Annotated in this window: 17 protein-coding genes, 1 tRNA gene and 1 pseudogene; 13 read left to right on the top strand and 6 right to left on the bottom strand. The window is 76.1% G+C overall.

Translation table 11 applies throughout. From position 1 onward, the window contains the following. Nucleotides 1–730 precede the first annotated feature (730 nt). Nucleotides 731–1,738 (top strand): annotated as a pseudogene (locus UXQ13_RS10925) (ComEC/Rec2 family competence protein); the annotation flags it as partial. A 724-nt stretch (nucleotides 1,739–2,462) separates the two neighbouring features. Beyond that, complete coding sequence (gene holA, locus UXQ13_RS10920; RefSeq protein WP_336392281.1) at nucleotides 2,463–3,479, top strand: DNA polymerase III subunit delta; 1,017 nt, start codon at nucleotides 2,463–2,465, stop codon at nucleotides 3,477–3,479. Between the two features lie 100 nt (nucleotides 3,480–3,579). On the opposite strand, the gene rpsT is transcribed toward holA, so the two are convergent. Together rpsT and UXQ13_RS10910 are read right to left on the bottom strand one after the other, a co-directional pair. After that, nucleotides 3,580–3,840 carry a 30S ribosomal protein S20 gene (gene rpsT, locus UXQ13_RS10915; protein ID WP_225232328.1) on the bottom strand — a complete coding sequence of 87 codons (261 nt, stop codon included), beginning with the start codon at nucleotides 3,838–3,840 and terminating at the stop codon, nucleotides 3,580–3,582. Nucleotides 3,841–4,024: 184 nt separating this feature from the next. Beyond that, nucleotides 4,025–4,954, bottom strand: a complete 930-nt coding sequence (locus UXQ13_RS10910) for a phosphotransferase (protein ID WP_336392280.1) — start codon at nucleotides 4,952–4,954, stop codon at nucleotides 4,025–4,027. Between the two features lie 76 nt (nucleotides 4,955–5,030). On the opposite strand from UXQ13_RS10910, the gene lepA reads away from it, so the two are divergent. From lepA to UXQ13_RS10890, 4 genes are all read left to right on the top strand, one after another. Further along, nucleotides 5,031–6,863, top strand: coding sequence for a translation elongation factor 4 (gene lepA, locus UXQ13_RS10905; RefSeq protein WP_336392279.1), 1,833 nt, complete (start codon nucleotides 5,031–5,033; stop codon nucleotides 6,861–6,863). A gap of 2 nt (nucleotides 6,864–6,865) precedes the next feature. Beyond that, nucleotides 6,866–7,513: an MOSC domain-containing protein gene (locus UXQ13_RS10900; RefSeq protein ID WP_225232325.1), complete on the top strand. Its 648-nt coding sequence runs from the start codon at nucleotides 6,866–6,868 to the stop codon at nucleotides 7,511–7,513. 61 nt (nucleotides 7,514–7,574) lie between these two features. Next, a complete protein-coding gene (locus tag UXQ13_RS10895; RefSeq protein WP_225232324.1) occupies nucleotides 7,575–8,264 on the top strand; it encodes an LppX_LprAFG lipoprotein in 690 nt (229 codons plus the stop codon). Further along, nucleotides 8,233–9,960, top strand: a complete 1,728-nt coding sequence (locus UXQ13_RS10890) for an MFS transporter (RefSeq protein WP_336392278.1) — start codon at nucleotides 8,233–8,235, stop codon at nucleotides 9,958–9,960. The genes UXQ13_RS10895 and UXQ13_RS10890 overlap by 32 nt, the downstream gene beginning before the upstream one ends. 99 nt (nucleotides 9,961–10,059) lie before the next feature. Here the strand turns inward: UXQ13_RS10890 and UXQ13_RS10885 are convergent, their stop codons facing one another. Continuing rightward, on the bottom strand, nucleotides 10,060–11,028 hold the full coding sequence (locus tag UXQ13_RS10885; protein ID WP_225232322.1) for a zinc-binding dehydrogenase: 969 nt from the start codon (nucleotides 11,026–11,028) through the stop codon (nucleotides 10,060–10,062). Between the two features lie 33 nt (nucleotides 11,029–11,061). After that, nucleotides 11,062–12,072 (bottom strand): selenide, water dikinase SelD, encoded by a 1,011-nt coding sequence (gene selD, locus UXQ13_RS10880; protein WP_225232321.1) that lies wholly within the window; start codon nucleotides 12,070–12,072, stop codon nucleotides 11,062–11,064. Between the two features lie 82 nt (nucleotides 12,073–12,154). On the opposite strand from selD, the gene UXQ13_RS10875 reads away from it, so the two are divergent. The 7 genes from UXQ13_RS10875 (at nucleotide 12,155) to UXQ13_RS10845 (ending at nucleotide 17,473) form a co-directional block, all read left to right on the top strand. Beyond that, the gene (locus UXQ13_RS10875; protein WP_225232320.1) at nucleotides 12,155–12,568 is read left to right on the top strand and encodes a hypothetical protein; all 414 of its coding nucleotides are present in this window, start codon (nucleotides 12,155–12,157) and stop codon (nucleotides 12,566–12,568) included. Next, entirely contained in the window at nucleotides 12,556–13,251 is a 696-nt protein-coding gene (locus UXQ13_RS10870) for a hypothetical protein (protein WP_225232319.1), read from the top strand. Before UXQ13_RS10875 ends, UXQ13_RS10870 begins: the two co-directional genes overlap by 13 nt. A 21-nt stretch (nucleotides 13,252–13,272) precedes the next feature. Then, nucleotides 13,273–13,368 (top strand) — tRNA-OTHER (locus UXQ13_RS10865). Nucleotides 13,369–13,412: 44 nt separating this feature from the next. Beyond that, complete coding sequence (locus tag UXQ13_RS10860) at nucleotides 13,413–13,946, top strand: dihydrofolate reductase family protein (protein ID WP_225232318.1); 534 nt, start codon at nucleotides 13,413–13,415, stop codon at nucleotides 13,944–13,946. Nucleotides 13,947–13,977: 31 nt separating this feature from the next. After that, on the top strand, nucleotides 13,978–15,258 hold the full coding sequence (gene selA, locus UXQ13_RS10855) for an L-seryl-tRNA(Sec) selenium transferase (protein WP_225232317.1): 1,281 nt from the start codon (nucleotides 13,978–13,980) through the stop codon (nucleotides 15,256–15,258). Beyond that, a complete protein-coding gene (gene selB, locus UXQ13_RS10850) occupies nucleotides 15,249–16,982 on the top strand; it encodes a selenocysteine-specific translation elongation factor (protein WP_225232316.1) in 1,734 nt (577 codons plus the stop codon). The genes selA and selB overlap by 10 nt, the downstream gene beginning before the upstream one ends. Continuing rightward, nucleotides 16,979–17,473 (top strand): GNAT family N-acetyltransferase, encoded by a 495-nt coding sequence (locus UXQ13_RS10845; RefSeq protein ID WP_225232315.1) that lies wholly within the window; start codon nucleotides 16,979–16,981, stop codon nucleotides 17,471–17,473. Before selB ends, UXQ13_RS10845 begins: the two co-directional genes overlap by 4 nt. A gap of 1 nt (nucleotide 17,474) precedes the next feature. On the opposite strand, the gene UXQ13_RS10840 is transcribed toward UXQ13_RS10845, so the two are convergent. Together UXQ13_RS10840 and UXQ13_RS10835 are read right to left on the bottom strand one after the other, a co-directional pair. Beyond that, nucleotides 17,475–17,627: a hypothetical protein gene (locus tag UXQ13_RS10840; protein ID WP_225232314.1), complete on the bottom strand. Its 153-nt coding sequence runs from the start codon at nucleotides 17,625–17,627 to the stop codon at nucleotides 17,475–17,477. A gap of 21 nt (nucleotides 17,628–17,648) precedes the next feature. Beyond that, nucleotides 17,649–18,422, bottom strand: a complete 774-nt coding sequence (locus UXQ13_RS10835; protein ID WP_225232313.1) for an enoyl-CoA hydratase-related protein — start codon at nucleotides 18,420–18,422, stop codon at nucleotides 17,649–17,651. Between the last annotated feature and the right edge of the window lie 33 nt (nucleotides 18,423–18,455).

The raw sequence follows: 18,455 nt of genomic DNA, 5'->3' as shown, positions 1-18,455 counted from the left end.
GGCCCGGCTCCCTAGCGTCGCGGGCGTGCGGGTGCAGCGGCGGCGGGTGGCGGACCGGTGGTCGTGGACCGACCTCCGGCTGGTCCCGCCCGCCCTCGGCGTCTGGGCGACCACGCTCGTCGCCCCGCTGCTCCCCGCCCTCGCCGCGGCCGTGGTGGCGGCGGGGTCCGTCGTCCTCGCGGTCGCGCTCGGCCGGCACCGCGGAGCCGGTGCGGTGCGCCGGGCGGTGGTCGCCCTGCTCGCCGGGGTGGCCGTGGCCGCGGCGGCTGGGGCCGTGCGGACGGGGGAGCGGGAGACGTCGCCGCTGGTGGACCTGGCCGACCGCGGCGCGGTGGTGACGGTGAGGCTCGCCGTCGGGGACGACCCGCGGGCGCTGACCGGTGGAGCGGGCCCGGCCCGGGTGCTCGTGGCCGGCACGGTCACCGCGGTCACCGGGGCGCCGTCGTTGCGCCCGGCCCGCGTGCTGCTGTTCGGCACCGCCGAGGACTGGACCGGGGTCCTGCCCGGCACGGAGGTGCTCGTGCGGGTGGAGGTGGGCTCGGCCGAGGACGGCGACGACGTCGTGGCCGTCCTCTCCGCGCGGGCACCACCGGAGCCGGCAGCCGCGGCCGGGACAGCGCAGCAGGTGGCCGGCGAGCTGCGTGGCGGGTTGGCCGCCGCGGCCGCCCGGGTGCTGCCCGCGGACGAGGCAGGCCTGCTGCCCGGCCTGGTGGTCGGGGACACCACGGGGATGCAGCCCGGGGTGACCAGCGACTTCCGCCGGGCCGGCCTCGGCCACCTCACCGCGGTGTCCGGGGCGAACGTGGCGATCGTGCTGGCGCTGCTGCTGTGGCCGCTGCGGCGGCGGGCGGTCGACCGGCGCTGGCAGGCTGCGGTCGGGGTGCTCGGGCTGGTCGGGTTCGTGCTGCTGGCCCGGCCGAGCCCCAGCGTGCTGCGGGCCGCCGCGATGGGGGCGGTCACCCTGCTGGCCCTGGCCTCGGGGCGGTCCCGGGTCGCGGTGCCCGCGCTGGCGGCGGCGGTGTGCGTGCTGGTGCTCGTCGACCCCGGCCTGGCCCGCGACGGCGGGTTCGCCCTGTCGGTCGCGGCCACCGCCGGCATCGTGCTGCTGGCACCGGGGTGGTCCCGGGCCTGGCGGCGCCGGGGGACCCCGGCGCTGCTGGCCGACGCCCTCGCGGTCAGCGCGGCCGCCGGACTGGTCACCGCACCCCTGGTGGCCGGGATGTCCGGTCTGGTCAGCGCGGTGTCGTTGCCGGCCAACCTGCTGGCCGCCCCCGCCGTCGCCCCGGCCACCGTGCTCGGGCTGCTCGCCGTGCTGGCCGGTCCGGTCAGCCCCGCCGTCGCCGACCTGCTCGTGTGGCTGGCCGGGTGGCCCACCCGGTGGCTGGTCCTGGTCGCCGACCGGGCAGCCGCCGTGCCCGACGGGGCGACCGGGTGGCCGGCCGGTCCCCTCGGGGCCCTGCTGCTGCTCGGCCTGCTGGTCGCCGGCGGCGCCGTGCTGGTCCGCTGGCCGCGCACCCGGCCGCTCGCGCTGGCCGTGGTCGTCGGGGTCGTCGTCCTGGGCTGGCCGGCCCGCCAGCTGACCACCGGGTGGCCGGTGCCCGGCAGCGTGCTGGTGGCCTGCGACGTCGGCCAGGGCGACGCGCTGGTGCTCCCGACGGCGCCGGGGGAGGCCGTGCTGGTGGACGCCGGGCCGGACCCGGAGCTGGTCGACGACTGCTTGACCCGGCTGGGCGTCGACCGGTTGCCGTTGGTGCTGCTGTCCCACCTGGACGCCGACCACGTCGCCGGGCTGGCCGGCGCCCTGGCCGGGCGGGAGGTGGGGGAGGTGGCCACCGGGCTGCTGGCACCCACCGAGGACCGGATCGGCCCGGTCGCCCGGGAGGTCGCCGCCGCCGGGGCAGTGCTCACCCAGCTGGCCGCCGGCGCGGTGCGGACCGTGGGGACGGCGCAGATCGAGGTGCTCGCGCCGACGGGCGCCGACGCCCGCCCCGGCGCGGACGCCAACGCGCTGTCGATGGTGGCCCGGGTGGTGCAGCGCGGCATCTCGGTGCTGCTGACCGGCGACCTCGGCGCGGACACCGAGGCCCGGCTGCTGGCGCGCGGGCTGGACCTGCGGGCCGACGTGCTCAAGGTGCCCCACCACGGCAGCGGGGACGCCGACCCGGACTTCCTGGCCGCCACCGGCGCCCGCGTCGCGGTCATCTCGGTGGGCGCCGACAACGACTACGGCCACCCGACCGGCCGGTTGCTCGACTGGCTGGCGGACGCCGGGATGGAGGTGCACCGGACCGACCTGGAGGGCGACCTGGCCGTGGTGGGGCAGGCCGGTGACTGGGGGACGGCCGCCCGCGGGGTGGACACCGTGCAGCGGGCCGTGGCCGGTCCCGCGATGGCGGTCGGCTCCCTGCCCGGGCCCCCGCGCAGCCGACGGCGGCGTCGGACCTGCGTGACACGATGGGCCGGTGCCGCCGACCGCCGCTCCACCGCCTCCGCTGTCCCGGTTGCGCCTGGTCGTCGGCGAGGAGGAGCTGCTGCGGGCCCGCGCGGTGTCCGAGGTGCGGGCCGCGGTCCGCCGGATGGACCCCGACTCCGAGGAGCACGAGCTGGCGGCCCTCGGCCTGCCGGTCGGTCAGCTGGCCGATGTGCTCGCCCCCTCGCTGTTCGGCGGTCACCGGCTCGTCGTCGTCACCGGCGTGCACGAGGCGGCCGGCGCGCTGGTCGACTCCCTGCTCAGCTACGCCAAGGACCCCGATCCCGAGCTGACCCTGGTGCTGGTGCACAGCGGCGGCAAGCGCAACGAGGCACTGCTCAAGGCGTTCCGACAGGCCGGGGCGGCGGAGGACGAGTGCCCCAAGCTGGTCTCGGCCGGGGACCGGATGACCTTCGTGCGCAACGAGGTCCGGCGGGTCGGCGGCAAGATCACCCCCGATGCCGCCACCGCGCTGCTCGAGGCGGTCGGCAACGACCTGCGCTCCCTGTCGGCGGCGGCCAGCCAGCTGGTCTCGGACTTCGGCGGCTCGATCGACGCCGACGCGGTCGCGCGGTTCCACCGCGGGCAGGCCGAGGTCACCGGCTTCACCGTCGCCGAGCGGGTGCTCGTCGGGGACAACGCGGGGTCCATCGAGATGCTGCGGTGGGCACTGGACCGGGGGGTGCCGCACGTCCTGCTGGCCGACGCCATCGCCGACGGGGTGCGCACCGCCGCGCGGGTGGCCTCGCTGGGCACGACCAACATCGGCGACCTGGCCCGCCAGCTGAAGATGCCGCCGTGGAAGGTGAAGAAGGCCCAGGCGCAGTCCCGGGGCTGGACCATCCCGGCGCTGCAGCAGGCCATCGGGGTGGCCGCCGAGCTGAACGCCGACGTCAAGGGTGTCGCGGCCAGCGCGGACTACGCGCTGGAGCGGGCTGTGCGCCGGATCGTCGAGCTGCGGACCGCGGCCGGCGGTGGCCGGGGCGGCCGGTCGACGTCCCGCTACTGACCTGCGCCCTGCAGGTCCGTGCGGCCGGCCCGACCCCCGGGACGCGACGAGCCCCCGTCCCCGGTGCGGGGAGGGGGGCTCGTCGAGCGGGCGCGGTGCCTCAGAGCGAGGCGGCCTGCTTGGCCAGCGAGGACTTGCGGTTCGCGGCCTGGTTCTTGTGGATGACGCCCTTGCTGGCGGCCTTGTCCAGCAGCTTGCTGGCGGCGCGCAGGGTGGTGTCGGCGGCGTCCTTGTCCCCGGCCGCGGCGGCGGCGTGGAAACGCCGGACCGAGGTCTTCAGGGCGGACTTGACAGCGACGTTGCGCTGACGCGCCTTCTCGTTGGTCTTGATCCGCTTGATCTGGGACTTGATGTTCGCCACGCGTGAGCCTCGGGTCTTCTCGGGGAAAGTCTGCTGTCACGTCCACGGCGCACAGGCGCAGCGTGGACCGGTTCGCCAGGTTACCAGCCCGTCCGACCGCTGCCCAGCGTGGCCGAGGCCACCCCGGCGCGGGCCACCCGGCGGGGTCACCAGTGTCCGCCCGCCGCCCGCTGCCGCACCCAGGTCAGCGCCGCGTCGTGGAACCGGCGCTGGAAGCTGCGCAGGGTCGGCATGTGCGGCGGGGCCGGCCGGCGCATGGACACCCCCCACATGCCGGTGAGCCCGGCCAGCACGTCGGTGACGTCCCGGGGGCCGGCCGCCCGGACCGCGGCGAGGTCCCCGACGAGGGCCTGCGGGCGCCCTCCCGGCCCCGCTGCAGGGGCCCGGGGCGAGCTTGCGAGTCCTGGGGGGCAGCGGGGTCCTTCTGCCAGGCCCAGTCGAGCAGCACGGTGCCGCCGTCCGGGGTGACCAGCAGGTTGTCCGCGCGCAGGTCGGTGTGCACGAGGGAGTCCCCGACGCAGCCGCCCCGGTCGAGCAGGCGGTCCGGCACGCCGACCAGCCGGTCCAGGTGCTCCCGCTCCCACCCGGTGAGGTCGGCCGGCGGTTCATCGACCAGCAGGGCCCAGCGGGCCAGGTCGTCGCCGACCACGGCGGCGAAGGGCGGCAGGCCCGGGACCGGGCAGGGCGTGGCGGCAGCGGTGCAGGCCGCCACGTCGTCCAGCACCGCCCGGGCCGCCTCGACGGTCCACGGGGTGGCCGGCGCGGCCCCGGCGACCTCCTCGAGCAGCAGCGCCGTCCAGGCCGACCCGTCCGGGGCGACGTGGTCCACCTGGGCCACCAGCGCCGGGACCGGCAGCGACGCGGGCAGCAGGGCCGCCGTCCGGCCCTCCCGGCGGACCAGCTCGAGGGTGCCGGGGTCGATCGACGTCCCCACGGCCTTGACGAACACCCGGCGCCCGGAGGCGCAGGTGAGCACGGCGGCCGGGCCGGCCGAGAAGCCACCGGTGCGGGGCGACACCGACACGACCGGCGAACCGAGGGCGTCGTCCACGGCGGCCCGCAGACCGGCCGGGAGGTCGGCGTAGGGCAGACGGGGCGAACCGGGGGAGGACACCGGCAGAGCATCGCCGGACACGTCTCGGCAGGCGATCGCATTCTCCGTCGTCCCCGCGTGGGACGATGGGGGCACTGTGACTGCACCCGCCCGCACCGACCCGGCCCGCATCCGGAACTTCTGCATCATCGCCCACATCGACCACGGCAAGTCGACGTTGGCCGATCGGATGCTCGAGGTGACCGGCATCGTCGAGGGGCGCAACATGCGCGCCCAGTACCTCGACCGGATGGACATCGAGCGCGAGCGCGGGATCACCATCAAGAGCCAGAACGTCCGGCTGCCCTGGACGCCGCGCAGCGGTGAGCACGTGGGCACCGAGTACGTGCTGGACATGATCGACACCCCGGGCCACGTGGACTTCACCTACGAGGTGTCCCGCTCGCTGGCCGCCTGCGAGGGTGCGGTGCTGCTGGTCGACGCCGCGCAGGGCATCGAGGCGCAGACGCTGGCCAACCTGTACCTGGCCATCGAGAACGACCTGACGATCATCCCGGTGCTGAACAAGATCGACCTGCCGGCGGCGCAGCCGGAGAAGTTCGCCGCGGAGATCGCGCACATCATCGGCTGCGAGCCCGACGACGTGCTGCGGGTCAGCGGCAAGACCGGCGAGGGCGTGCCCGAGCTGCTGGACATGATCGTGGAGAAGATCCCGGCCCCGACCGGTGACGCCGACGGCCCGGCCCGGGCGCTGATCTTCGACTCGGTCTACGACATCTACCGCGGGGTCATCACCTACGTCCGCGTCGTCGACGGCCGGATCTCCGGCCGCGAGCGGATCAAGATGATGAGCAACAACGTCACCCACGAGCTGCTGGAGATCGGGGTCATCAGCCCCGAGCCCAAGCCGGTGGAGAGCCTCGGCGTCGGCGAGGTCGGCTACTTCATCACCGGGGTGAAGGACGTCCGGCAGTCCCGGGTCGGGGACACCGTCACCCTGCAGCACCACCCGGCCGCGGAGTCCCTCGGCGGCTACCGCGACCCCAACCCGATGGTCTACTCCGGCCTGTACCCGATCGACGGCAGCGAGTACCAGCTGCTGCGCGAGTCGCTGGACAAGCTGCTGCTCAACGACGCGGCGTTGGTCTACGAGCCCGAGACGTCGGCGGCGCTGGGCTTCGGCTTCCGGGTCGGCTTCCTGGGCCTGCTGCACCTGGAGATCGTCCGGGAGCGGCTCGAGCGCGAGAGCGGCCTGAGCCTGATCTCGACCGCGCCGAACGTGGTCTACCGCGTGGTGATGGAGGACGGCAGCGAGCACGTCGTCACCAACCCCAGCGACTGGCCGCACGGCAAGATGGACAAGATCTTCGAGCCGATCGTCAACGCCACGGTCATCGCCCCCAGCGACTACACCGGCACGATCATGGAGCTCTGCCAGGGCCGGCGCGGGTCGCTGTCGGGGATGGACTACCTCTCGGAGTCCCGGGTCGAGCTGCGCTACACGCTGCCGCTGGGCGAGATCATCTTCGACTTCTTCGACGCGCTGAAGTCCCGCACCCGCGGCTACGCGAGCCTGGACTACGCCGAGGCCGGCGAGCAGGAGGCCGACCTGGTGAAGGTGGACATCCTGCTGCAGGGCGAGGCCGTCGACGCGTTCTCCTCGATCGTGCACCGGGACAAGGCCTACGGCTACGGCGTGATGATGGCCGGCAAGCTGCGCGAGCTCATCCCGCGCCAGCAGTTCGAGGTGCCGATCCAGGCCGCCGTCGGCGCCCGGGTGATCGCCCGCGAGACCGTCCGCGCGATCCGCAAGGACGTGCTGGCCAAGTGCTACGGCGGTGACATCTCGCGCAAGCGCAAGCTGCTGGAGAAGCAGAAGGAGGGCAAGAAGCGGATGAAGATGGTCGGCCGCGTCGAGGTCCCCCAGGAGGCCTTCGTGGCCGCGCTCTCCAACGCCGAGCCCACCTAGAAGTGACCGGCCGGGTCGAGGCGGTCTGCGTCTCCGGCGACGACCTGCTGCCGCTGCCGGGCAAGCGGCCCGCGACGTCGGGGATCCGCAAGCGCCCGGTGCCGGGCCGGGTCGCCGTCCTCGCCGAGACGCTGGACGGCGACCGGCAGGTCAACCGCAAGCACCACGGCGGCGAGGGCCAGGCCGTCTACGCCTACGCGCAGGACGACGCCGACTGGTGGGCCGCCGAGCTCGACCGCGAGCTGCCGCCCGGGTCGTTCGGGGAGAACCTGCGGACGACGGGGCTCGACCTCACCGGCGCCGTGCTCGGCGAGCGGTGGGCGGTCGGCACCGCGCTGCTCGAGGTCACCGGCCCGCGCATCCCGTGCGCCAACTTCGCCCGATACTGGGACGTCCCCGACCTGGTCAAGCGGTTCACCGCGCACGGCGCGAGCGGGGCCTACCTGCGCGTGCTGCAGGCCGGCGAGCTCGGTGCCGGGGACGCCGTCGAGGTCGTGCACCGGCCCGACCACGGGGTCACGGCGGGCCTGTTCTTCCGCGCGCTGACCACCCAGCGGTCCAAGCTGGTCGAGATCGAGCCGGCGCTGGACGTCGTCCCGCACAAGGACCGCGAGAAGCTCGCCCGGCGCATCGCCGCGCTCGTCGGCTGAACCGTCGGGCCCCCGCGCTACTGTCCGCGCGGGCCTCACGGGGAGTCCCCGGGGAGGCGACATGAGACTGCGGACGACGGCGGCGCTGCTGCTGACCGCCCTGGTGCTGGCCGGCTGCGGCGGCGGGAGCTCCGACGAGTCCGCCGGCGACCTGCTCGCCCGGGCCAAGACCACCCTCGACGACGCCGCCAGCGTGCACTTCGTGCTGACCAGCGACGGCGCCCCGGCCGGGGGCAACGCCCTGCTCGGCGGCGAGGGCGACATCGCCCGGCCGGCGTCCTTCAGCGGCACGCTGCAGGTGCAGGCCTTCGGCAGCTCCATCGACGCGGAGGTCATCTCGGTCGACGGCACGGTGTACGCCCAGCTGCCGCTGACCACCGGCTACAGCGTGGTCGACCCGGCCACCCTCGGCGTCGGCGACCCCGGCGCGCTGATCGACCCGGACACCGGCATCAGCCAGCTGCTCACCGCCGCGCAGTCGCCCGAGCTCGGCGACGAGTCCCGGGTGGACGGCGAGGTCGTCCGGGAGGTCACCGGCACGCTGCCCGGGGACCTGGTCGCCGACCTGCTCACCAGCGAGGACCCGGCCCAGGACGTCACCGCGGTCTTCTCCGTCGCCACCGACTCCGGCGAGCTGCGCCAGGTGGAGCTGACCGGGCCGTTCTTCAGCGCCGACGACACCGGCAGCTACACGATCGTCCTGTCCGACTTCGGGGCCGATGTCTCCATCACCGCACCGCCCACCAGCTGAGGTCACCGCGCCGGGGCGGCTGACCGTCGTCCTGGCGACGCTGGCCGTCCTGGTCTCGGCGGCCGACACCTATGTCGTCGTCCTGGCGCTGCCCGACATCCTCGCCGGGGTCGGTGTGGGCCTGGACCAGCTGCAGGAGGCCACGCCGATCATCGGCGGGTTCCTGCTCGGCTACACCGCCACGCTGCCCCTGCTGGGCCGGTTGGCCGACCTCCGCGGGCGGCTGCCGGTCCTGGTCGGCTGCCTGCTGCTGTTCGCGCTGGGCTCGCTGCTGACCGCGACCGCGGTGGACCTGGGCCCGGCGGTGCTCGGTCGCGGGCTGCAGGGCATCGGCGCCGGCGGCCTCGTCCCGGCCACCCTGGCGCTGGTCGCCGACCGGTGGCCGCCCGAGCGGCGCGCCGTCCCGCTCGGGGTGGTGGGTGCGGTGCAGGAGGCCGGCGCGGTGCTCGGACCGCTGGCCGGTGCCGCGGTCCTGGCGGTCTCGGACTGGCGGGCCATCTTCTGGCTGAACCTGGCGCTGGGGGTGGGGCTGGCGGTCGCGCTGCGGGTCAGCGGCCCGCGGCGGGCCGGCCGGGACCTCGTCGGCGTGGGCTGCGCCGTGGTCGCGGCCGCGGCGCTGGGGCTGCAGCTGGCCGAGCCCGACGTCCTGGCCACCGACGTCACCTTCGGGCTGGCCTGGGTCCCGGTGGCCGGGCCGGCCTGGACGACGCCGCTGGTGCTGGTGGCGGTGCTGGCGACCGTCGGCGTGCTGATGCGGTCGGCGACCGCGGCGCACCCGCTGCTCCCGCTGCGCGGCCTGCCCGCGCTGGCCCGGGAGGTGGACCTGCTCGGCGCGGTGCTGGTGGTGGTCGCGCTGGGCAGCCTGGTGTGGGCCTTCGCCGCCGCCGACCCGGCCACCCAGGTGGTCGCGCACGGGCCGGTGCTGCTGCCGCTGGCCGCCGTCGCGGCCGCGGTCTTCGTCGTGCACGAGCGCCGGACCGCCGAGCCCCTGCTGCCGCTGCCCGAGCTGCGACCGGTCGGCGCGTGGGGTGCGCTGCTGGTCAACGTGCTGGTCGGGGTGGCGCTGGTCGCCGCCCTGGTCGACGTGCCGCTGTTCGCCCGGGCGACCACGGAGACCGACCAGCTGGGTGCTGCCCTGGTCCTGGTGGAGCTGCTGGTCGCGGTCCCGGTGGGCGCGGTCGCCGGTGGGTGGCTGTGCCGGCGGGTGGCGCCGCGGTGGGTCGCCGGGGTCGGCATGGCGCTGGCCGCGCTGGCCTTCGTCGCGATGACCCGCTGGGACGCCACCGCGCTGGACAGCTGGACGTCGACCGTCGCGCTGGTGGCGGCCGGTCTGGGGTTCGGTCTCGCGGTGGCGCCGGTGAACGTGGTGCTGCTGGCCGTGACGCCGTCCCGGGTGCACGGCAGCGCGAGCTCGCTGGTCGTGGTCGCCCGCACGATCGGCATGCTGGTCGGGCTCTCGCTGCTGACCGCGATCGCGCTGCGCCGGTTCACCGAGGTGGTGCGGGGCATCCCGAGCCCGTTGGTCAGCTGCCCGACCGCACCGGGCGACTGCGCCGTCTACGACCGGGCGGTCGACGCCGCGGTGCTCACCCAGCTGCACACCGTGTTCGCCGGTGCTGCGGGGGCCGCGGGGCTGGCCGCCGTGGCCGCCGTCCTCCTGCTCCGCGACCGGGTCCCCGCTTCCTCCGGACGTTGATCAGGGGGGTGCCGGGAAGTCCGTCCTCCTGCACCAGATCTGCGGCAGGAGGACGAACTCCCGCGCACCCCCCTGATCAACGCTGGGGGAGGGGACGGGTCAGACGGTGAAGACGATCTTTCCGTTGGTGCGGCCCTCGAGCATGCGCTCGAAGCCGTCGCGGGCGTCGGCCAGCGGCAGCTCCACGTCGATCTGCGGACGCAGTCCGGTGGTGGCGCACAGCTGCACCAGCTGCTGCAGCTCGGTGCGGGTGCCCATGGTCGAGCCCTCGACCCGCAGCTGGGTGAAGAACACCCGGTTGAGCTCGGCGGACGGGTCGAAGCCGGTGGTCGCGCCCGAGGTCACGATGACCCCGCCGGGCTTGAGCGACTTGACGCTGTGCGACCAGGTCGCCTTGCCGACGGTCTCCATGACGGCGTCCACCCGCTCGGGCAGTCGCGCGCCGGTCTCGAACGCCTGGTCGGCGCCCAGGGCGAGCGCGGCGGCCCGCTTCTCCTCGGACCGGCCGGTCACCCACATCCGGTAACCCGCGGCCCGGCCCAGGGCGGTGAGCGCGGTGGCGACGCCGCCGGAGGCGCCCTGCACCAGCACGGTCTGCCCCGGCTGGAGCCCGGCCTTGGTGAACAGCATCCGGTAGGCGGTCAGCCACGCGGTGGGCAGGCAGGCGGCCTCGGCGAAGGACAGCTCGGCCGGCTTGGGCAGCACGTTGGCCGCCGGCACCAGCACCTGCTCGGCCAGCGTGCCCTGGTGCAGCTCGGACAGCAGCGAGCGCTTGGGGTCCAGCGTCTCGTCGCCCGACCAGCCCGGCGTCCCGGTGATGACCGCGTGCACCAGGACCTCGTTGCCGTCGGGGTCGGTGCCGGCGGCGTCGCAGCCCAGGGTCATCGGCATCCGCTCGGCCGGCAGCCCGACGCCGCGCAGGCTGAACAGGTCGTGGTGGTTGAGCGAGGCCGCCTTGACGTCGACGACCACCCACCCGTCCCGGGCCTCCGGGGCGGGCCGTTCCCCGACCTCCAGCACGGACAGCGGGTCGTCGGTGGACGGGGAGGAGACGAAGGCAGCCAGCATGCCGGGGACGTTAACGCCGGCTCACCGCGAGCACTACCGGACGACGACGGCGAACTCCCCGGCGGCCACGAACTCGCCGACCACCGGGGCGCCGGGCACCTCGCCGGCCAGCAGCAGCCCGCCCGAGGTCTGCGCGTCGGCCAGCAGCAGCGCGTCGTCCTCGCTGGCCGCGGACAGGTCGGTGTGCGGCCGCACCCAGTCCAGGTTGCGCCGGGTGCCGCCGGAGACGTAGCCGTCGGCGACCGCCTGCCGCGCGCCCGCCAGGTACGGGACGTCGGCCGCGCTGACCACCGCGGTGACGCCGCTGGCCCGGGCCATCTTGTAGAGGTGGCCCAGCAGCCCGAAGCCGGTGACGTCGGTGCCGGCCCGGATGCCCGCGGCGACCGCGGCCACCGACGCCTCCGCGTTCAGCCGGGTCATCGAGTCGATGGCCTCGGGCGAGGGCTCGCCGGTGGCCTTCATCCGGTTGTTCAGCGTGCCCACGCCCAGCGGCTTGGTCAGCGAGATCGCGTCCCCGGCCACGGCGGCGTCGTTGCGGATCAGCCGATCCAGGTCGACCAGCCCGGTCACCGCCATGCCGTAGGTGGGCTCGGGGGAGTCGATGGAGTGCCCGCCGCCGACGTGGCAGCCGGCCGCGTGCGCGACCTCCAGCCCGCCGCGCAGCACCTCGGCCGCGAGCTCGGCGGGCAGCACGTCCCGCGGCCAGCCCAGCAGGTTCACCGCGACCACCGGGGTGCCGCCCATGGCGTAGACGTCGGACAGCGCGTTGGCCGCGGCGATCCGCCCGAAGTCGTAGGCGTCGTCCACGACCGGGGTGAAGAAGTCCGTCGTCAGCACCAGGCCCTGGCCACCGGGCAGGCGGACGACCGCGGCGTCGTCGCCGTCGTCCAGACCGACGACCAGCTCGGTGGCCGGGTCGCGCGGGCCGGTGTGCGTGAGCCCGGCGACGACGGCCTCCAGCTCACCCGGCGGGATCTTGCAGGCGCACCCGCCGCCGTGGGCGTAGGTGGTCAGGCGGACGGCGTCGGACCGGGCAGCAGTCACCGGTCCAGTCAACCGGAACCGGCCGGGTCCGGCAGGATCGGGAGGGCAGCGGACGGCGAGCGGGACGGGCGGCGAGGACGGCATGGCGAGCACCACCGGGCAGGCACCGACGACCACGGAGGTGCCCGGACCGGGCCGCCGGCGGCTGGTGCTGCTGGGCGGGTTGGCCGTCGTCCTGCTGGTCGGCGGGCTCTGGTGGGCCAAGTACGGCCCGTACAGCGGCAAGGTGCCCGCGGTGCTGGGCAGCCACGACCTCGGCGACTCCATCGTCACCGGCGGCGGCGAGGCGGCACCGGCGGTGTCCCTGGCGGCCGGCTGGGACTTCACGGTCGCCTACACGGCGGCGATCTGGAAGGCCCTGGTCGTCGGCCTGGTGCTGGCCGCCGCCGTCCAGGTGCTGCTGCCGGCGACCTGGCTGCGCCGGGTGCTGGGATCGTCGGACGCCGGCACGGCCCGCGGCGGCCTGCGCGGGGACTGGCCTCGGTGCCCACGCTGATGTGCTCGTGCTGCGCGGCCCCGCTGGCCGTCGGCCTGCGCCGGGCGAAGGCCAGCACCAGCGCCGTGCTCGCGTTCTGGCTGGGCAACCCGGCGCTGAACCCGGTGGTGCTGGTCTTCTGCCTGGCCGTGCTGCCCTGGCCGTGGGCGGTGCTGCGGTTCGGCGCCGGCCTGCTGGTCGTGGTGGCCGCGGTCGGCCTCGCCGGGTGGCTGGGCCGCCGCCGTGCGGTCGCGGAGACCGTGCCGGCCGACGTGCCCGAGCCCGAGCCGGACACCCGGCCGGTCCTGGTGCGGTTCGGCGCCGTGCTCGCTGGCCTCGCCGTGCGGTTGCTGCCGGAGTACCTGGCCGTGGTGTTCGTGCTCGGCACCTTCCGCGGGGTGCTCTTCCCGGCCGACGGCGGCAGCGGGTGGGCCGCCGTCGCGGTGCTGCTGCTCCTGCTGGTCGCCGGGCTGGCCCTGCCGGTGCCCACCGGCGGCGAGGTCGCCGTGGTCGCCGCCGCGCTGGCCGCGGGGCTGGGCGCACCGGCCGCGGCCGTGCTGCTGGTGACCCTGCCGGTGCTCAGCCTGCCCTCGCTGCTGATGGTCCGGCACGTCTTCCCCGCGCGGCTGCTGGCCGGCACGACCGGGGTGGTCGCCGTGGTGGCGCTGGCCGGTGCCGGGGCCGCCGCCGTGCTGACCGGGTGAGCCGCCCGTAGGCTCTGCGACGGAGGCGTCAGGGTGTCTGGTGACCCCCGCGGCCTCTAAAGCCGACGTGGCCCGGCAACCGGGTCAGGCGGGTTCGATTCCCGTCCGCCTCCGCCATCCCCCGCCGATGAGTTCCTGCTCGGCGCCGGGTCTCCCCGGGCGTGGACGAACCCCGGGGCAAGGTCGTGGTCAACAGGTCGATGTCGCTGGACGGCTTCGTCGCCGGACCCGGCGACGACATGAGCTGGGTCCACGGGTACTTCCGCGACGACCCGTTCCCCGAGGTGGCCGCCGCGACCGGGGCGATGCTGGTCGGCCGGCGCACGCACGACGTCGCCCGCGCGATGTCCCCCGAGGACACCGCCTACGACGGCGGGCCCGTGTTCGTGCTGACCCACCGCGTGCCCGACGACCCGCAGGCCGGGGTCACCTACCTCACCGACGACCTGCCCGACGCCCTGCAGACCGTGCGCGCCGCCGCCGGCGGGAAGGACGTCGAGGTGCTCGGCGCCGACCTCGCGGCCCAGTGCCTGCGGCAGGGACTGGTCGACGAGGTGCTGGTCTACCTGCTCCCGGTGCTGCTCGGGGACGGCGTGCGCTTCTCGCCCCCGGGTGCCGCCCGCGTCGAGCTGGAGCCCTTCCACGTCTCGCAGGAGGGCCCGGTCACCCTGCTCCGGTTCCGCGTGCGCAGGTAGGTCGCCACCGGCCCTCCTACGCTCGGGGGCGATGACGACCGACCCCCGACGCCTCGTGCCGCGCACCGACGTCCTCCTGGCCGACCCGCGGGTCGCCGCCGGCGCGCAGCGGCTGGGCCGCGACCTGGTGAAGACCGTGGTGCAGGACGTCCAGCGGTCGGTGCGGTCCGGTGACGTGCCGCCCGAGGACGCCGCCGACGCCGTGGTGGCCGCGCTGCCGGTGAGCGCCTCCTCGCTGCGCCGGGTGCTGAACGCGACCGGGGTGCTGGTGCACACCAACCTCGGCCGGGCGCCCTGGTCGCCGGCCGCGGTCGACGCCGTGGTCGCGGCCAGCGGCACCACCGACGTCGAGCTGGACCTGGCCACCGGTCGGCGCGGCCCCCGCGGGGAGGGCGCGATCGAGGCGCTGCTGGCCGCCGTCCCGGCCGCCGAGGCGGCGATCGTGGTGAACAACTGCGCGGCGGCGCTCGCGCTGGTCGCCACCTGCCTGGGCGGCGAGCTGGTGGTCGCCCGCGGTGAGCTCGTCGAGATCGGGGACGGCTTCCGGATCCCGGACCTGCTGGTGTCCACCGGCGCCCGCCTGCGCGAGGTGGGGACGACGAACCGGGTCGCCCTGGCCGACTACACCGACGCGATCGGCCCGGACACCGGGGCCGTGCTGAAGATCCACCCGTCGAACTTCGTGGTGCGCGGGTTCACCCGGTCCGTCGAGGTCGCCGAGCTGGCCGCCGCGGTCGACGTCCCGGTGGTGGCCGACATCGGCTCCGGCCTGCTCGCCCCGCACCCTGCGCTGCCGGACGAGCCCGACCTGCAGTCCACCCTCGCCGCCGGGGCCGACCTGGTGCTGTGCAGCGGGGACAAGCTGCTCGGCGGCCCGCAGGCCGGCCTCGTGCTGGGATCCGCCGCTCTCGTCCAGCGGCTGCGCCGGCACCCGCTCTACCGCGCGCTCCGGGTCGACAAGACGACCCTGGCCGCGCTGGAGGCCACCCTGCGGGGTCCGCAGCCGCCGGTGCAGCGCATGCTCGCCGCGTCGGTCGAGGAGCTGCGGTCCCGCGCGGGCGCCGTCGTCGCCGCGCTCGGCGGCGATGCGCACGTGGTGGACTCCGGGGCCCGGGTCGGCGGCGGGGGAGCGCCGGAGTTCGAGCTGCCCAGCGCCGCGGTGTCCCTGCCGGCACGGCTGGCCGAGCCGCTGCGGCACGGCACGCCCCCGGTGGTCGGGTACGTCGCCGACGGCCGCACGCTGCTGGACCTGCGCAGCCTGGACCCGGCCGACGACGACGCGCTGGTCCAGGCGGTCCGCGCGTGCAGGTGATCGCCACCGCGGGGCACGTCGACCACGGCAAGTCCTCGCTGGTGACCGCCCTGACCGGGATGCAGCCCGACCGGCTGGAGGAGGAGCGCCGCCGCGGGCTCACGATCGACCTGGGGTTCGCCTGGACGACGCTGCCCGGCGGCCGGGTGGTGGCCGTGGTCGACGTCCCCGGGCACGAGAAGTTCGTCGGCACCATGCTCGCCGGCGTCGGCTCGGTGCCCGCCGCGCTGGTCGTGGTCGCAGCCGACGACGGCTGGTCCGCGCAGACCGCCGAGCACGTCGCGGTGCTGGACGCCCTCGGCGTCCGGGACGCGCTGCTGGTGGTCACCAAGTCCGACCTGGCCGACCCCGGGCCGGTGCTCGCCGACGTCACCGAGCGGCTGGCCGAGACCTCGATGGGCGTCGTCCCGGGCGTGGCCGCCAGCTCCCGGACCGGGGACGGCGTGCCCGCGGTCGCCGCAGCGCTCGAGGAGCTGCTGGCCGGGCTGCCCGCCCCGGACACCGCGGCGCCGGTCCGGCTGTGGGTGGACCGGGCCTTCACCATCCGCGGTGCCGGCACCGTGGTCACCGGGACGCTGGCCGCGGGCATCGTGCGCACCGGCGACCGGTTCACCCTGGCCGGCCGGGAGGTCGTCGTCCGCGGCCTGCACTCCCTGGGCGAGCCGGTGGAGCAGGCGGCCGCGACGGCCCGGGTGGCGCTCAACCTGCGCGGCACGGCGGTGGAGGACCTGTCCCGGGGGGACGCGCTGCTCACCCCGGGCGCCTTCCGCAGCACCGCCGAGCTCGACGTCGTCCTGGTGCACCCGGTCGAGGGCAGGCTGCCGGCCGAGCTGGTCGTGCACGTCGGCTCGGCCACGGTGGCCGCCCGGGTCCGGCCGTTGGACGACGCCGCGCTGCGCCTGCGGCTGGCGCACCCGTTGCCGGTGCGGGTCGGCGACCGGCTCATCCTGCGCGACCCGGGGGCCCGGCGGGTGCACGGCGCCGACGTCCGCGACGTCGATCCCCCGCAGCTGCGTCGCCGGGGTGCGGCCCGGGCGCGCGCCGCCGACCTGGACGCCGGGTGGGACGCCGCCGCCGACCTCGCCCGGCGCCGCTTGGTGCTGCTCGAGGAGTTCGCGGCCATGGGGTGGCCGGTCCCGACCGGCGCGACGACGGTCGGCCGCTGGCTGCTGGCACCGGGTCTCGCCGACGAGCTGTCGGCGCGCGTGCCCGCCGTCGTCGCCCGGTACCGGCAGCTGCGGCCGCTGGAGTCGGGCCCGCCGGTCGCCGTGCTGCGCAGCGCGCTGGAGCTGCCCGACGCCGAGCTGGTCGCCGGGCTGGTGCGCGCCCCGCTGACGCTGCGCGACGGCCGGGTGGTGGCCGCCGACAGCGGTCTGCCCGAGCCGGTGCAGCGGGCGGTCACCGGGGTGCTGGCCGCGCTGGCCGCGGACCCGTTCGCCGCGCCGGACACCGAGGCGCTGGCCGCCGCCGGCCTGGGTCCGCGCGAGCTCGCCGCCGCCGTCCGGGACGGTCAGCTGGTCAAGATCGCCGAGGGCGTGGTGCTGGCCCCCGGCGTCGAGGACCGGGCCCGGCGGGCGCTGGCCGGGCTGCCGCAGCCGTTCACGCTGAGCCAGGCGCGGCAGGCCTGGCGCACCTCGCGGCGGGTCGCCGTCCCGCTGGCCGAGTGGCTGGACGCCCGCGGGGTCACCGTCGCGCTGCCCGACCGGACCCGGCGGATGCGGTGAGGGCCGTCGTCCGGACGGCGGTGGACGGCGAGGCGGCCGCGCTGGACGACGCCCTCGGCGCACCGCCCGGGGTCTACGCCGGGCTGCTGGGGATGCAGGCCGAGGGAGCGTGCGTGCTGCTGGTCGCCGAGGTCGGTGGCCGGCCGGTGGGCGCCGGGGTGCTGCGCTGGGCACCCCGGGACGCGGCCGTCCGGGAGCGGTTCGGCGCGCTGCCCGAGATCAGCAACCTGCAGGTGCACCCCGACGAGCAGGGCCGGGGCCACGGCACCGCGCTGGTGGCCGCCGCCTGCGCCCGGGCCGCGGCCGCCGGGCAGGCGAGCGTCGGCATCGGCGTGGACGAGGACAACCCGGACGCCGCCCGGCTGTACCTGCGGCTCGGGTTCGCCGACACCGGGCTGCGCTACGTGGACTCCTACACCTGGGTGGACCACGACGGCGTCCAGCACGACGAGCAGGAGGCCGTGCGGTACCTGGTGCGCACGCCGGGCTGAGTCAGCCGCCCGGGCCGACGACCGTGGTGCGCCAGGCCTCGGCCGCCTCGCCCTCGCGGGCGGGCGGGCCGGAGGCGTCGGCGGTCTCCACCGCGTCCTCCGGCCGCACCGGGTCGGGCAGCTCGCGGAACCGGGCGTGCGGGTCCTCGGTCATGCCGCGATCGTCCCGCGGGGATCAGTCCTGCGGAACCCACGAGGCCGGGCGCTTCTCGCGGAACGCGGCGATGCCCTCCTGGCCCTCCGCGGAGGCGAAGAACCAGGCCGACAGCCCGAGCAGCTCGCCGAACTGGTCGGCCAGCGAACCGGTCGGCGTGGAGCGCAGCAGCCGCTTGGTCTCGGCCAGCGCAGCCGGGGCACCGGCGGCCAGCGCCCGCACCTGGGCGGCCACGGCGGCGTCCACCTCGTCGTCGGCCACGGCGAGGTCGACCAGCCCGGTCTGCGCGGCGGTCGCCGCGTCGAAGACCTCGCCGGTGAGCATCAGCCGGTGCACCGCGTGCGGCAGCATCCGCGGTCGGCAGACCGCCGAGATGATCGCCGGCACGACCCCGATCCGGACCTCGGCGAAGCCGAAGGTGGCCGAGGCGCCCGCGACCACGACGTCGCAGGCCGCCAGCAGCCCGACCCCGCCGGCCCGGGCAGGTCCGCGGACGGCGGCCAGCACCGGCTTGGGGGAGTGCCAGATCGTCTCCAGCAGCTCGGGGAACTCGTTGACGCCCTGGTCCTCGGCGGCGCCCCCGGCGGCCTCGGAGAGATCCATGCCGGAGCAGAACACCCGGCCGGTGTGGTCCAGCACGACCACCCGGACGGCGTCGTCGGCCAGCGCGTCGGCCAGCGCCTGCTTCAGCTGGGACCGCATCGCCCGGGAGAGCGCGTTGCGGTTGGCGGGGGAGTCCAGGGTCAGGGTGGCGACGCCGCGGGACGCCTCGACGTGCAGCACTGTGTCGGTCACGCGACCCATCCTGCCGGGCCGGGGGACACTGGG

This window comes from Klenkia terrae (assembly GCF_037083865.1).
Classification (GTDB): Bacteria; Actinomycetota; Actinomycetes; order Mycobacteriales; family Geodermatophilaceae; genus Klenkia; species Klenkia terrae.
The sequence above is the reverse complement of the archived record's forward strand: the minus strand, read 5'-3'. Positions and strand labels throughout refer to the sequence as shown.